This is a genomic window from Frankia sp. CeTa3Moorea (assembly GCF_978021225.1).
Window position 1 is genome coordinate 1,469 of the sequence record NZ_CDXDOR010000121.1, and the last position, 14,476, is coordinate 15,944.

Here is a 14,476-nt window from a genome sequence, read left to right on the forward strand (position 1 = left end):
AGCGGCTCGCCCGCTCGGCAACCCACTCACCGGTCACACCGGCTCGGTTCGTGCAGTTGCATTCGGCCCGGACGGACGACTCGCCACCGGCAGCAGCGACGCCACTGTGCGGCTGTGGGACACCAGCATCCCGGCCCTGCCCCGTCAGATCGGCGAGTCGCATACTGGCAACACCAGTAGGGCGGTGGCGTTTGGTCCAGATGGGTTGCTGGCCAGCGGCGGCTTCGACGGGACGGTGCGGCTATGGGACACCAGCGACCCGGCAGCGGCTCGCCCGCTCGGCAACCCACTCACCGGTCACAAAAACGCGATCCTTGCGATGGCGTTTGGTCCGGACGGCCCGCTGGCCAGCGGCAGTAGCGACGGAACAGTGCGGCTGTGGGACGTCAGCGACCCGGCGGCGGCTCGCCAGGTCGGCGACCCGCTCACCGGGCACACCGGCTTGGTCCAGGCCGTGGCTTTCGATCCGGATGGGCTGCTGGCCAGCGGCGGTAGCGAGGGAACAGTGCGGCTGTGGGACGTCAGCGACCCGGCGGCGGCTCGCCAGGTCGGCGACCCGCTCAGAGGCCACAGTGACGAGGTCTACGCGGTGGCGTTCGGCCCGGATGGGCTGCTGGCCAGCGGCAGCAGCGACGGAACTGTACGGCTGTGGGACGTCAGCGACCCGGCTGCGCCCCGCCTGGTCGGCGACCCGCTCAGAGGCCACAGTGACGAGGTCTACGCGGTGGCGTTCGGCCCGGATGGGCTGCTGGCCAGCGGCGGTAGCGACGGAACTGTACGGCTGTGGGACGTCAGCGACCCGGCGGCGGCTCGCCAGGTCGGCGACCCGCTCACCGGGCACACCAGCTCGGTCCAGGCCGTGGCGTTTGGACCGGATGGGCTGCTGGCCAGCGGCAGCAGCGACAGAACAATTCGGCTATGGGACACCAGCGACCCGGCCGCTCCCCACCAAATCGGAGAACCGCTCACGGGCCACACCGACGAGATCTGGGATGTCGCGTTCAGTCCGGACGGGGTCCTGGCCAGCGCCAGCGACGACACCACGATGCGGCTGTGGGACGTCGAAGCGCTCCAAGACCTGCGGAACGACGCGGTCCAGGTGGCCTGCCAACGCGTCGGCCGCGGCCTGGACGAACAGGAATGGGCCCGCTACATGCCTGACGAGCCGTACCGCGATACCTGCCCCCGCCAGTCCTCCCCCTGACAGCTACGACCACGGCCAAGGCGATCGAACTGCTCCGTCAAACGCTTTCGGACAGCAGACGGGCACTCGATCATGATCATCCAAACGCCATATCTAGGCGCCTTGACCGGCGAAGTCGGTGAGGATGAGTCAAGTTTGTGCTGCCTGGTCAACTTGTTGGGTGGCTTGCTGGTCAGGTGGCCAGTCCGGCGTTGAGCAGGCGGTTGTCGAGTGCCTTGTCGTAGGCGTTCGCGGCGCGGCGTAGGGGTGGTGGGTCGTTGGCCCTGGCGAGGTCGGCGAGGCCGCCTGCCAGGACGCGGTTGTGTAGGCGGGTGAGGAAGAGTGCGTGGCGGCGGCCGTCGTCGGTGAGCTGGTAGCGGTGATCCACCGCGCTGCCGTGGCCATTCACCCGCCGAGCATCGAGCAGTCCCGCCTCCCCGGCCTCGCGGTAGGAGCGCACCCACCGACGTACCGTCCGTTCTGACAGGCCGAGTTCGCGGGCCTTTGCGTCCTGGCGAGCACGCAGCGGCGTGGCTGGGTCGTATTCGGCGCGAGGCTCCCCCGGGCGCGGCGCGTCAGCAGACCCGGAGCGGTAACCGGCAAGAAGCTCACGGACATGGCCGGCCCGTTCACTCAGCGCCCGCTGCTCGGTGTCCGACAGCGCCGCCAACCTGGCTCCCACCGCCGCCGAACCGCCGTCGCCAGCGACCATTGGTGTGGCTCCGGTCAGGAAGGCCGTCAGGCCGACGGTGCGCCACCGGTCCTGTGCGTCGCGGACGGTGATTCTGGCGCCGTCAAGCTGTACCACCTCGACGAGCTCACCGTCGAAGGTGAACCGCGCTCCGGTGTGCAGCGTGACCACCTGCCTCATCCGGCCACCACCAAGTCCGGGTGCGACAGGCGAACCACACTGGTCCCATCGAGGGGAACGGCCAGATCGGTGAGTAACTCGCCCCGCCAGAGCAGGTGCAACACGACGGGCCGGACCACAGCGGGATGAGCCGGCACGGACCGTTCAACGTCCACGATCGCTGCTCCCTCGGCAGCTGCCCGGCGCACCTGCGGTATCAGCCCCTCCTCGATGATCGCTCTTCGTCGGTAGCCGGCGAGGAACGCGACGTTGGCCAGCAGCCCCGACGATGCGCCGTACCACTCCTCGAACGCCCAGCCGCGTGGCGCGATCGTCTCCCGCGTCCACGCCATCAACGCCCGCACCTCTGGGTCGTCTCGTTTGCGCGGCGCTTTGACATCCACCACGGTCACCGCGCCGTCGCTGTTCACGAGCAGCAGGTCGGGCACGTGCCGACGGATTCGATCCCCATCCGAGCCGACCAGCTGGAACGGCTGCGCCGCGATCCCCACCACATCCGGGTCGAAGTCCGCCAGCATGATCCGGGCGAGCTCAAGGCGACTCTCATAGATCACCAGACGGCCGACGGTAGACGACCAGCACCAGCCATAGTGTTCGCGGCCCCTGTACCAGCGGAACTCCCGCACCGGCAGACACTCGACCAGATCCTCCACGGCGACACGGTCCAACGTCGTGTCCACCTCGGTCCCGGCTGTCGACCGGTACCGCACCCGGACACGTCGCCCAGACCACGACGAACCGCCAACCACCCGATCATGGTTACACCGCGCACGCCGAACCCGAGGGCGCCACTGTCCGTTCCCAAGGATCATGTCTGGTGATCAAGTCTTGACCTGGGGTTGGACGGGTTCGAGTGGGAATCTGCAAGGGCCGGTCGGTGTGTCGTGTGGGCCGGGCGGTTGGCGTGTCGAGCTAGTCCCGATGATCATGTCTGCGCTTGTGGTTCTGACCAGGCGTGGGACAGGTGTTCTGGGACTCAGGCGGCCTGATTCTCACGGTAGTTGGCCTTTTCGAGGCAGGTCGGTGGTCAGGTCGCGGTTCGGGATACCGAGGCGGCGGCCAGCTTCGGCGGGTAGGAGATCGTTCGCCTGCCAGTGCGCGGAAGCGAACAGGCTGGTGAGGGTGACGCTTTCGGGATAGGCGACGAGCTCGACGCGTGCGTGGGAGGGCCTGTAGGGATCGCCGAACGGGTCGGCGGGTAAGGCCGCGAGGCGGCGGTCCCAGCGGTGGCGGAGCTCGGGTGGGCCGTCTGTCTGGAAATACCAGCCGCTGGTCAGCTGCGCGGCCTGCAGGTAGTCGGTGTCGTGGCCTCGTGGGAGGCGGCGGTGTCGTTTGTTGGCCTGGAGCACTTCGGGGAGCGCGGTGAGGCCGAGCTGTTCGCCGGTGTTCAGCCAGCGCCGGTGTGTGGGGCAGACACATTCGTGGTCGGCGGTGCGGCGCAGGACGACTCCGTGGGCCCCGCGGCGGGCCGCGCAGAGGCGGCAGGCCAGGCGGACGGGCCGGTCGGGGATGTTGGCGGATGGATGGCCGGGGGCGTCGGTGCCGACGGTGCGTAACGCGGGCAGCGCGTGTTGGAGAGTGAGGACGTTCCTGCCTGTCAGGGCCGCGAGTCGGGGCAGCGCTTCGGGCGGCCAGCCGTCGGTGGTGTCGTCGGCGCGCTGGTAGCGATGGCTGTGTCCGAGGATGACGGCGAGGGTGGCGACGGTGGTGCGGTTGTCGTCGGCGAGGCGGTGCAGGAACGAGCCGATGGTCTCGCCGGATATCGGCGGCGGTGTGATCGGCAGGGTCCGGACCCGGGCCGTCATGTTCATGGCCGCGTCGGGGCGTGGCGGTGTTTGCGTCGGCGGGAGGGGTTCTGTTCCTCGGCGGCCTCGTCGAGCGCGATGGCGTCCAACGTGCTCTTGGTGATCTTCTCGGTTCCGGTGGTGATGGCTGTCAGCGCGGCTTCGCGGATGAGGTGCGACAGGCTGCCGATCATCCCGCCGGTGCGTTCGTGCAGGTAGGGGCTGAGGCTCAGCAGGGTTCCGGGTCGGTGGGCGTGCAGGCGCAGCGCGTCTTCCAGGGTGGCGACGAGCGCCCGCCAGGCGTCGCGTTCGGGCGTGGTGGCGTGGCGGAACGCGCTGGTCGGGATGACGCTGTAGCGGCTGGCGATCTGCCCGCCGCGACGTCCCGTGAACAGACCGGTGCCCTCGATGTCGACACCGGCCAGTACGAAAGTCGCCGGGACGTGCTCCGAGAGGTACTTGATCTGATCCGATGCTTCCGCGCCGATCCTGGTCCTGATGTCGAGGTTGTGTAGCTCGTCGAGGAGCACGAGCCGACACCCGAGGGTGCAGAGAAGATCGCAGACCCGGTTGGTGATGTCGATCTGGTTCATCCGCGCGGGCAGCGGGAGGCCGAGGAAGCGGGCGAACTCGACGGCGAGCATCTTCGGGGTCGCGGCAGGCGGGACCGTCAGGTAGATCACTGGCAGGCCGCCCGGTGGCAGTTCGCCGCGGCGGCGGGTGAGCTGCTCATAGTTCTTCCCGAGCTGGGTGATCGCGGTGGTCTTCCCCGTGCCGGCGGGTCCGGACACGATCAGGCCGCGCCGCGCCGAGTGCTGGCGGCGGTTGAGCTGGATGCGGGCGCGGCCGGTCGTGGCGACGTGCCGGATCGTCGGCGTGGACACGATGACCAGCTGGGCGTGGTAGTCCTCGCGGGCCGCGTCATAGTCCCGCCGCTCCGCCTCGGTCAGCCGCTGCAGCGCCGCCGGCGCGAGCACGACCGGCGGCGCGACGACCTCGCCGACGAACGCAGCCCATCCCTCCTTGGTCGTCAACGGGAGACCGACGTCGTCCAGGCCGGCCAGGTGGCTCATCACCGGGCCCCGTCGGTGAAGGCATCGAACACCCCGAACGGGACGACCGGTGCCGGGGGCTCGTCGGGCGCGGGTTCCTCGGTGGCAGGTGCCGCCGGGCCGCCGGCCGGGCGAGGTGGCATCGGCGTGAAGGTCGCCGCCGCGCGGGTTCGTGCCGCGACCCGCCGGTCCGGGCCCGTCAGGGCGCGCGTCAGCAGGTCCTCGACGGCCGCGGCGACGGCCCGCTCGTCGGTGTCGTCCTGGCCGCGGGCGGCCAGCAGCGCGCGGGCGTGCCGCCAGGTGAAGTCCGCGAACGGCGCCGACACCGACCCCAGCTGGGTCCACGGAACGGTGATCCAACCGCCTGCCCGGGAGTCACGGACCCAGATATGGGAGAGGTCGTAGGGATCGTGGTGGACCTCCCAGAGACCACCACGCAGCTCGACGCCTGACGGCTGGCGCCGGTAGGGGCCCAGCTCCGGGCAGTCGTAGGTGCGGTAGTCGATCCGGACCCCGTAGTCGTTGATCTTCCGCCATTCCACCGGGAGCAGCTCGACGTAGTCGTCACCGTCGAGACAGACCGGCAGATAGCCGCACCGGGCCACCAGCAGCGCGTAGGTCTCGTTCGGAGACAGCGCCCGCTCGGGCAGGAACGGGGTGCGCAGCCCATCATGGGGTCGGGTCTGCCAGCAGGCGATGATCCACTCGGCGAACAGGTCGGCGAGCTCGGGCAGCGTCCAGACGGCCTCGACACCGGCGCCCCGCTCGGTGACGTTCGACCCGACATAGCCAGCGACGTGCTGGCAGAACAGCGTGTTGATCGAGGAGAAGGTCCGCTCGACGACGCCCTTGTCGGTCGGGGTCGCCGGCCGCGCTGGCTGCACCGAGACGCCCAGCGTCCGACACGCCGTCAGGAACGTCTCGGAGACGAACACCCTGCCGTGATCGATCACGATCGTCTCCGGGACGATCACCGGTTTCGCCGCAGCGTGCTCAAGGCGCGCGTCGATGCCCATCAGGCGGGCGTGCGGGATCAGCGACGCCGACATCCGCAGCGCGTCGATCCACCCTGGCCGCAGCGGTTCCGGCACCAGCATCCGGGCCAGCAGCAGCGCCGCGTCCACCGCCTTCGTGCCCGCCGGCCGTAGCACCGCGGCGCAGATGCTGCGGGTGGCGACGTCGACCGCGATCGTCAGCTCGACCCGGCCGGTCACCCCGTCGTCGAGGACCGCGAGCACGTCCAGCGGGGTCGTGTCGATCTGGACGATCTCCCCTGGCCGGGCCGCTCCCGTCGGGGTGAACGGCGCCTCCGGCCGCCGTGCCTGCGACCTGCGCGTGGTCGCCTGGTCGAAGCTGTGCCGTCCCTGGGCAAGGTCGTTGACCAGCCGGTAGAACGTCGACTTAGAGGGGATCGGCACCACGCCCTCGCCGTGCCGTTGCACCAGGAGCCGTTCGACCTGGCGCATCACCCTGCCGCGGGTGCCGGTCGAGGCGTCCTGCTGGGAGGCGAGCACCTCGCGCACCACCGCTACCAACCGCTCGTCGCTGCGCCCGCCCGCCGGCCCCGAGGAGCGGGTGGCCCGCCGGTCGACCAGGCCCCAGACTCCCTGCTCCCGCCGCCGGTCCATCATGCGCCGCAGTGTCCTGTCCGACACCGGTGTGCCCGCGGCCGTCAGCTCCGCGGCTTTCGCCGCGATCCGTTCCCGCAGCGTCCGCCAGGCCGGGTCGAGCTCCGGGCGAGGTTTCGTCCCGGCCGGTGCGTCCGGCAGCAGGCCGGTCTCCACCTCGGCCAGGTGCCGCTCGAAGAACCGCGCCCGCGCCAGCACCCCATCCGGGACGGTGTCCAACAACCCGAACGGTGGCAGGCCGGGAGCGTCCGGCCGGGAATCCAGCAGCTCGAAGCCCTCGGCGCCGACCAGATACGAGAACATCACCAAGGACGCCACCTGGCGCTCGTCGACGAGCGTGACCGTCGTGCCCGCCAGCCCCGCCACCGTCTGCACCCGCCCCTCGACGCGGACCCGGTTCCCGACCCGCAGGACCCCGCGCGGGCCCGTGCCACTCATCCGCGCTCGCTTCGGCGCACCAGCGTCCGATCACTCAACGGCGCGGACAGGTCCGCTGTCAGACGCCCGCGCCAGAGCAGGTGGAACAGCACCGGCAGCACGGCGATCGGGTCACCGACCGTCGCGGCCTGCCCCGTCAGCGGCGCCGGCACCGCGAACGCGGCCACGACCGCCTCCGCCAGACCCGCAGGCTCGCCATACCGAGGATGGCGGTAGCCGGCCAACCACCGCAGGTTGGTCACCCGCACCCCGTCGAGATAGCCGACCAGCCGATACGACCATCCGACCAGCTCGCACGCTCGCCGCATCGCGGCGAACGACTCCGCTGATCGTTCATCCACCCGGTCCTCGGGCCGGCAGTCCACCACCAGCCCAGAACCGTCAGCCGCGCGAGCGAAGTAGTCCGGAGCGTGTGACCGCATCCGCTCAGCCGGGCAGGCCCGCCAACGCAGCCAGAACGGCTGCGACGCGAACCCCACCACCTGCGGGTCGAAGTCCAGCAGCATCGCGTGGTCACGCTCCAACCAGGACTCGAACCCGACGTGGCCGCCCGTCGTCGCCGACCAGTACAACCCCGGGAAATGCCGCTGCCCCCGATAGGACGGAAAGTCCCTCACCGGGGCGACCTCCTCGAACGCGACCGCGCTCGCGGACGCCAGCGGCCCACGGACCTCGCGACCGGCTTCCAGCCAGCTCAGCTCGAACTCGCCAGCAGCCGACGACACAGCACCCTGCGCGCCCGTGACGTCACCCATGGCGCAACCCTGGCACACGCAAGATCCAGTGAGAAAAGCCAGTTCAAACGGGACCCGCTGCAACACCAAGCAGCAACGAAACGGTCATACCGCCCGCGCGCTGGCCACGTAGCCCGAGAACTGCCAGATCCAACGCCGATCAGCGGGACGTACCCGAGATCACCGGGACCGGACAGCCACGCCGAGCCACTTCTCACCGATCTGTCGGTCGGCGACAGATCGGCGACATCTCTTTTGCGAAACTGCCATCTTTGTTGAGAACCTACAAAATCCTAGATTCCCGGACGTGTCGCCCCGAAATAGTCGTCTCCCGTCCACCTGTAGGGGGCGACGTGCACTACCTGGCCCTGCCCTGGAGCGCTGATCATCTGGCCGTTTCCGATGTAGATCGCGACGTGGTGGATGTTGGTGGCGGTGCCGTAGTAGACGAGGTCGCCGATCTGGAGTGGTTCCCCCGGTGGGACCACGGGTCCGGCTTCGTACTGGGTCTGGGCGGTGCGGGGCAGGTCGATGCCGGCGGCGAGGTAGGCGGCGCGGGTGAGGCCGGAGCAGTCCCAGCCGCCTTCGGTCGGGCCGTCTCCGCCCCACAGGTAGGGAAGGCCGATCTGTCCCTGGGCGTAGAGGACGGCGGCGTAGCCGGCGTCGGACGGGGCGGTGTCGGCGGCGAAGCCGCTGGTGGAGCTGTACTGGGTGGCCTGGGTGACGACCTGCGCGACGTAGGAATCGTCCTGGTTGTACGCCCGCAGACCGCCGGTCAGGTCGGTGGCGACGTGGTTGTCGCACAGGTAGAACGCGGCGGCGTGAACGGCGTCGTGGGCGTTGTAGAGCGACGGCGGGTTCGCGCCGCCCGCCGGTAGCGGGTGGCGGGCGACGACCTCGGCAAACGTGGCGGCGAGGAACTGCATGGGCCCGCCGGCCCCGGCACTGTTGGTGCCGCTGACCACCCCCGGCAGCCGACTCCGACCATGATCAGACTCCACTTTGCCGATGGCGGCGAGGGTCGTCCAGGACAGGCCGGGGCAGGTCGCAGCGCCCTGCATGTAGAGGTTCAGGTAGTCGGCGGGGATGTCGTCGAGCGCGGTCTGGCTGGGGCTGCCGCCGCTGGAGCAGCCGAGGAACCAGCCGATGACGGGTGCGCACAGGACGCGTTCGGCCATCTGTGCGGCGGCGGCGCCCATCATCACGATGAGCAGGACGACCGTGGCGATGGCGGCGGCGAGGTACTTGCTCGTGGCCGCTCACCCCCGGTACTTCTCGGGTGGCATCGGCGCGGGCGGGCGTAGGCCCGGCCGGGCCGGGGTGTCACCCGAGCGGCCGTCGACGGGGTCGGGGGGTCGTAGCCGGGGCCAGGCGCGGGTGAGCTGGTCGAGGCGAAGTCGGTTGGCACGGGTACCGGTCAGAGGCAGCCAGCGGGCAAGGGTGGGATCGAGCTGGGCCTCGGCGGGGGCGAGGGTGGCGGCGGTGGTGGCGACCGGGACCATGTCGGGCTGATCGAGCCCGCTCAGCGCCGTGGCCAGGACCTGGCGGGCGTTGGTCTCGCGCTGGGTGGTGGGGAACCAGAACAGCACCGGGGTGCTGATCCTCGTCGCCGCCGCGAGTCGCCCATAGTCACCGATCTTGAGGGCGAGGCGGCCCAGCTGCTCGGTGGCCCAGTCGAGTTCGAGGAACCACTCGATCTCGCCCCGGGCGGACTTCCACCGTCCGTACGCGTCCGGGCGGACCAGGTCCCCGAACGACCGCAGGCAGCGGGTCTCCGACCACCAGGCGGTCAGCGTGCCGGGTGGGGTGGGTTGGCGGGCGTGGGCGATCAGGGCGGTGAAGAAGCCGTTGACGGCGACGGTGTGCGCCAGACGCAGCGAGTGGGCGACGGCCATCGCGCGGGTGTGGCGGTAGCCGATCTGCTTCAGCTCGATGCCGTCCTCGGCGGCGAGCACGGCGGCGCCGGCGATGTCACAGACGTAGTGCGCCGGGGGCCGTCCCTGCCCGACGGGGACGAGGGGCTGGAAACGGTCGAGGACCCGCCACTGGTAGAGCTCCCGCAGCCGGCGGTTCGCGCCGCGGCGGCTGGTCCAGCCGGCCTCGACGATCTGGTGGGTGGTCAACACCCGGTGCTCATGGACCAGCCGGGTGATCCACCGGTCGCGGGGCGAGAGGTGGCGGGCGAGGAACGTGACCAGGGCGGCGTCCGCGACGATCCGGCCGGGGGCGCGGGGCGGGATGCGCAGGGCACGCTGGGGCTGCGGGTAGGCGACCATGAGAACTCCGTGGTGGTCAGCGGGCGGATCGGCGGGGATCGGCCTGTGCCTGCGGGGCCGTCGGGTCCGGCGGCGGCGGCGCGGGGGCGGGCGAGCGGCGGCGCAGCTCGCGGCGGATCTGCGCGGCCCGGCCCGGTACCGGGGCGGGTAGCTTCTCGGTGCGCAGGGTGAAGGCCGGTGCTTCTTCGCCGGTGACGACGAGGCGGGCGGCGGCGTGGAAGACGCCGAGGTTGGCCAGGTCGTGCTCGGACAGGCGGGGCTCGACGTGGCGGACGAGCCGTTTCGCGTCGGCCGGCGACATCGTGAAGTAGATCTTGCTGCGGGCGTTCGCCGCGATGCTCTCTTCGAGATGGCGGGGCAGCTGGGCGAGGTTCTGATGCGCGAGGGTGATGCCGAGCCGGTAGCCGCGGGCGGCGGCGAGCATGTCCTCCAGCGCGTACGGAAGCGTGAGGAAGTTGTGTGCTTCGTCCAGATACAGGCTGGCGTCGGGCCGCCTGCCTTGGGGCATGCGAGCGCGCCGGGTGGTGGACTGCCACACAGCGGACACGACGATCGAGCCCATCAGCGCGGCGGTCTCGACGCCGAGGGCGTCCTGGGCGATGCGGACCAGGCACACTCCGCCGTCGTTGAGCACGGCGTCCATGTCCACCGTCGAGGGGCCGGCTGCGATCGCCGCCCGCACGAACGGGCGCAGCAGGAAGCCGCGCAGCTTGTTCATCAGGGGGGCGACGGCGTGTGCCCGCGCCGGTTCGGACAGGGCCTCGTACCACTGCCAGAAACCGGCCAGGATCGCGTTGTCGGCTCCCTGCTCGATCTCGCCGACCAGGCGCTTCCGGTAGGCGACGTCGGTCAGGAGCCTGGGCAGCTGGGTCAGGACGGGGACCTCGGGCTGGGCGGCGAGGGTAAGCAGGCCGGCGCGGAAGATGTCGTCGGTCCGTGGACCCCAGGACTCGTGGTAGACCCGGGAGAAGATCGACACGAGGTTGTCGACGGCGCGGGCCCGGTCGGGCTGGTCCAACGGGTTGAGGCACGGGGGCTGACTGGACGATTCGGCGTCGAACAGGACGAGGCGGTCGACGGCGTCGGTCGGGTAGCGGGCGAGGATGTCGATGATCTGGTCGCCCTTCGGGTCGACGTTGACCACACCCCGGCCCGCGGCGACGTCGTCCAAGGTCATGCGGGCGAGCAGCTCGGACTTGCCCGAGCCGGTGGCGCCGAGGATGTGCAGGTGATGGCGACCGTCGGGAACCCGCAGACCGACCGGACGGGCATGACCCGCGTCGGAGCGGCCGAGCAGGCGGATGTTCGGACCGGCCGCGGCGACGCCGGGTGGCGGGGCGACTGCTTTGGCTCCGGCGCGTTGCAGGCCGGGGGTCGCCTCGTCGACCGGCAGGTGGGCCAGTACGCCGACCTCGGCGACCGACAGCAGGTCCCCGCGGCCGAGTTGGCGGGCGGCGAGGACGGGCAGCGGGTGGCGCAGCCGGGCGCGCTTGTAGTAGTTGTGCTCGCCGTAGGCGGCGAACGCCGAGGCGATCGCGTGTGCCCGGCCGCGTAGCTGCCCGCCGACCCGGCCGACGGTCTCCTCATCTGCGGTGTCGTCGAGGACGGCGACGACGGCGTAGCGGACGCGAACCTCGAACTGGGCGCCGCGGCCCTTGGCGACGATCGCGCGGTCCTCCGCCGAGAGCGCGAGGGAGGTCTGATGGTCGACCTTCACCGGCGCGGGGGTCCGACGGGTGCGCCGGGCCCGGCCCGTGTGGGGGGTGAGCAGGTCGAGCAGGCCGCCGATCAGCGTGGCCGAGCCGCCGGCGCGCACCCGCCGGGCCGCCCGGCGTGCCCTGGCGACGCGGCGGCCGGTGACGGGACGGGCCAGGATCTGCACGACCGCCCGCTGGGTCCGGGCCAGCCCGCCAGGCGCGGCGAGCAGCGCGCGGACCGGATCGACCTCATGATTCGTGCGGATCGGCAGCGCTTCGGGCCGGGCCAGGCGCAGCTCCCCGCCAGCCGCGAGCAGCCGCCGGCCGGGCCGGGCCACGACGGGCAGCGGCGCTCGCGCGGGGGCGGACCGGGTGTGCGCCCCGGGCCAGGCCGCCTCGACGGCCCGCTCCACAAAGCCCGCAGGCACGACGCCAGGCACCCAGATCTGGATGCGGACCCCGTCGGCGTCGAACAGGTACTCCCACACCAGGTGCGGCTGGCCGACGAGGCGTCGCCAGGACGGGCGTAGCAGGCCGAGCAGGTTCGCCCACAGCGCGCCCGCGCCCGCCGGATCGACGGTGGGCGGCGCCAGCACGGTCACCAGGCGCGCGCCGGCGATGAGCCGCTGCTGGTAGCGGCGGCGCATCCGCCGGCGCAGGGTGAGCAGGCCGGCGGTGGTGGCGGCGAGCAGCGGGGCGGCGAAGAGGCCCCAGGTCAGTGCCCACGCCCGTAGCTGGCCGAGGATCTGGTGGAGGAAGCCCCAGGGGTCGGTCAGGTAGGTGGCAAGCGGCGACGACGGTGTGGTGGCCGCCGCGGCGAGCAGATCCATGGTGACGATCTCCATCCGGCTACGGCGGTCAGGCGGGGTCGAGGTAGATCTGGCCGTCGGGATCGGCCGAGTCGTCCGGTGCGGCGAGGTCGAAGAAGCCGTCGTCGTCCCCGTCGGGCAGGTCCGCGGCGAGTTCGGCCGGATCGGTTGTGATCAGGGCGTGTTCGGCCCCGGAGGCGAGGGCCTGGAAGGCGACCCGCTGGGCGCCCGCCGCGAGCAGTCCTTGTCCGCGGTCGGCGGACAGCAGGAACTGGCGTTCGCCCTGGGACAGGTCGAAGGTGGCGGTGATCTCGTCGATGGCCTGCGGTGCCTGGCGCAGGAGGATCTGGGTGGGGGCGTTCGTGACGATCGCCTTGCCGAGATCGCTGGCGAGCACGTCGGCGGTGTCCTGGGTCGCGACGGTCAGCCCGGCCCAGTACTTCCGGGACGACTTGGCCATGCGGAACAGGAAGTCGGCGCCGGCGGGCTGGCGCATCAGCAGCCACGCCTCGTCGACCACGACCAGGCGGGGGCGGCGGTCGGCCGGGTTGGAGACCCGTCGCCATACCGCGTCGAGGACGAGCAGTGTGCCGATGGCTTTGAGCTCGTCGGGCAGGTCGCGCAGCGAGTAGACGACCAGGTGGCCGTCGCCGCGGCCGGTGCTCGGCCCGTCGAACAGACCGGAAAACGCCCCGGCGATGAACGGGTGCAGACCGGCGGCGAGGGCCCCCGCCGCCGGGTCGGTGGAGCCGGCCAGGGTCGCGGCCAGGTCGGTCAGCAGCGGCGCTGGCCGGCTCCAGCTGCGCGGGTCGGAGCTGATCCCGGCCGCCTGGTAGGTGGCGGTGATCGCCGCGTCGAGGGCAGCCCGTTCAGCCGCCGTCAGCTGGCCGACCAGGACGGAGATCACGGTGTGCAGGAACAGGGAGCGGCGCACCAGCGCATCACGCGGCGCGGTCCGACGCCCGTCGGGCGTGGTCTGGATCGGCAGGTCGAACGGGTTGATCCGCACCCGGTCGCCACCGAGGTGCAGGTAGGTCCCGCCGACCGCGGCGGCGAGCCGGGCGTACTCGTCTTCCGGGTCGACGACGTGGACCTCGATACCCCGGTACAGCGAGCGCAGCAGTTCGAGCTTGACCAGGTAGGACTTGCCGGCACCGGAGCGGCCGAGGATGACCGCGTTGTGGTTGTCGACGTCGCCGAACCGGTCCCAGTGCACCAGCCCGTTGCTGGCGACGTTGAGCCCGTAGAGCACCCCGCTCGGGGCGAGCGAGGTCGGATCGGCGGGCGGCAGGTCGGGGGAGGTGAACGGGAATGCCGCGCTCAACGCCGCCGTGTCGAAGGTGCGGCGCATCCGCACCTGGTCCAGGCCGAGGGGCAGGGTGCTGACCCAGCCTTGCAGGGATCGGTAGCTGGCCGGTTTGGCGTCCAGCAGCAGGCTGGCTGCCAGCGCCCGTACCGCGGCGACCTCGTCGGCCAACTCGCTTTCGCTGCTCGCGTGGACGGTGAGGTACAGGCCGAGGCGGAACAGCTTTCCTTCGCCGCGGGCGACGCGGGCGGACAGGTCGTAGGCGTCCTCGGTCGCCGCCTCGACCTGCGGGTCGACCAGCCGGCCGCGTTCGTCGCCGAGCTGGCGGCCGGACTCCAGCTTCGACAGCTGCCGGCGCAGCCGGTTGGCCGCGGTGACCGGGTCGATCGGCTCGATGTGCGCCGCGACGTCGACCCGGGCGGGGTAGGTCAGCAGCGGGGCGAGCCAGCCGGCGTGGACCTCGCGGGGGTAGCCGGTGATCGCCATCGTGGCGAGGAAGTCCCCGCCCACGTCCAGGTGGCGGGGCGCGACCGACAGCGCGTCCGGGACCAACGCCGCCGCGGCGTCCACCGGCCGTGGGGATGGATAGTGGGCCTGTGCGAGGGCTCGGCGTCGGGCTCGTCTGCTCATCGGGCGTGTCCCCTTCGTCGCGTGGGTCGTGCTGGCCGGCGGGAACCGCCCTCGGAGCGGCCGGCGGG

At 71.5% G+C, this 14,476-nt stretch carries 11 protein-coding genes; 1 reads left to right on the top strand and 10 read right to left on the bottom strand.

The annotated features are described in order from the left end of the window. Positions 1-1,204 (top strand): WD40 repeat domain-containing protein (locus tag AC08OV_RS18420; RefSeq protein ID WP_476620009.1); only part of this gene is annotated, 1,204 nt, incomplete at its 5' end. Positions 1,205-1,376: 172 nt separating this feature from the next. On the opposite strand, the gene AC08OV_RS18425 is transcribed toward AC08OV_RS18420, so the two are convergent. The 10 genes from AC08OV_RS18425 to AC08OV_RS18470 all read right to left on the bottom strand — a co-directional run. Continuing rightward, the gene (locus AC08OV_RS18425) at positions 1,377-2,054 is read right to left on the bottom strand and encodes a helix-turn-helix domain-containing protein (RefSeq protein ID WP_476620010.1); all 678 of its coding nucleotides are present in this window, start codon (positions 2,052-2,054) and stop codon (positions 1,377-1,379) included. Then, positions 2,051-2,734 (bottom strand): TnsA-like heteromeric transposase endonuclease subunit, encoded by a 684-nt coding sequence (locus AC08OV_RS18430; protein ID WP_476620011.1) that lies wholly within the window; start codon positions 2,732-2,734, stop codon positions 2,051-2,053. Before AC08OV_RS18430 ends, AC08OV_RS18425 begins: the two co-directional genes overlap by 4 nt. 312 nt (positions 2,735-3,046) lie before the next feature. Further along, a complete protein-coding gene (locus AC08OV_RS18435) occupies positions 3,047-3,859 on the bottom strand; it encodes a TniQ family protein (protein WP_476620012.1) in 813 nt (270 codons plus the stop codon). 2 nt (positions 3,860-3,861) lie between these two features. Then, positions 3,862-4,911, bottom strand: a complete 1,050-nt coding sequence (locus AC08OV_RS18440) for a TniB family NTP-binding protein (protein WP_476620013.1) — start codon at positions 4,909-4,911, stop codon at positions 3,862-3,864. Beyond that, a complete protein-coding gene (locus tag AC08OV_RS18445; protein WP_476620014.1) occupies positions 4,911-6,956 on the bottom strand; it encodes a transposase in 2,046 nt (681 codons plus the stop codon). Before AC08OV_RS18445 ends, AC08OV_RS18440 begins: the two co-directional genes overlap by 1 nt. After that, a complete protein-coding gene (locus AC08OV_RS18450; RefSeq protein WP_476620015.1) occupies positions 6,953-7,711 on the bottom strand; it encodes a TnsA-like heteromeric transposase endonuclease subunit in 759 nt (252 codons plus the stop codon). Before AC08OV_RS18450 ends, AC08OV_RS18445 begins: the two co-directional genes overlap by 4 nt. 272 nt (positions 7,712-7,983) lie before the next feature. After that, positions 7,984-8,892, bottom strand: a complete 909-nt coding sequence (locus tag AC08OV_RS18455) for a C40 family peptidase (RefSeq protein WP_476620020.1) — start codon at positions 8,890-8,892, stop codon at positions 7,984-7,986. Positions 8,893-8,949: 57 nt separating this feature from the next. After that, on the bottom strand, positions 8,950-9,966 hold the full coding sequence (locus AC08OV_RS18460) for a replication-relaxation family protein (RefSeq protein ID WP_476620016.1): 1,017 nt from the start codon (positions 9,964-9,966) through the stop codon (positions 8,950-8,952). A gap of 16 nt (positions 9,967-9,982) precedes the next feature. Further along, positions 9,983-12,508 (bottom strand): DUF8128 domain-containing protein, encoded by a 2,526-nt coding sequence (locus AC08OV_RS18465; protein WP_476620017.1) that lies wholly within the window; start codon positions 12,506-12,508, stop codon positions 9,983-9,985. Between the two features lie 13 nt (positions 12,509-12,521). Then, positions 12,522-14,476: VirB4 family type IV secretion system protein (locus AC08OV_RS18470; protein ID WP_476620018.1), on the bottom strand; the 1,955-nt coding region annotated here is incomplete at its 5' end.

Bases quoted from the DNA above. Each gene is read 5' to 3' on its own strand.
- AC08OV_RS18425 (WP_476620010.1), bottom strand. From the start codon at position 2,054: ATGAGGCAGGTGGTCACGCTGCACACCGGAGCGCGGTTCACCTTCGAC.
- AC08OV_RS18455 (WP_476620020.1), bottom strand. From the start codon at position 8,892: ATGATGGGCGCCGCCGCCGCACAGATGGCCGAACGCGTCCTGTGCGCA.
- AC08OV_RS18465 (WP_476620017.1), bottom strand. From the start codon at position 12,508: ATGGAGATCGTCACCATGGATCTGCTCGCCGCGGCGGCCACCACACCG.
- AC08OV_RS18450 (WP_476620015.1), bottom strand. From the start codon at position 7,711: ATGGGTGACGTCACGGGCGCGCAGGGTGCTGTGTCGTCGGCTGCTGGC.
- AC08OV_RS18460 (WP_476620016.1), bottom strand. From the start codon at position 9,966: ATGGTCGCCTACCCGCAGCCCCAGCGTGCCCTGCGCATCCCGCCCCGC.
- AC08OV_RS18440 (WP_476620013.1), bottom strand. From the start codon at position 4,911: ATGAGCCACCTGGCCGGCCTGGACGACGTCGGTCTCCCGTTGACGACC.
- AC08OV_RS18435 (WP_476620012.1), bottom strand. From the start codon at position 3,859: ATGACGGCCCGGGTCCGGACCCTGCCGATCACACCGCCGCCGATATCC.
- AC08OV_RS18445 (WP_476620014.1), bottom strand. From the start codon at position 6,956: ATGAGTGGCACGGGCCCGCGCGGGGTCCTGCGGGTCGGGAACCGGGTC.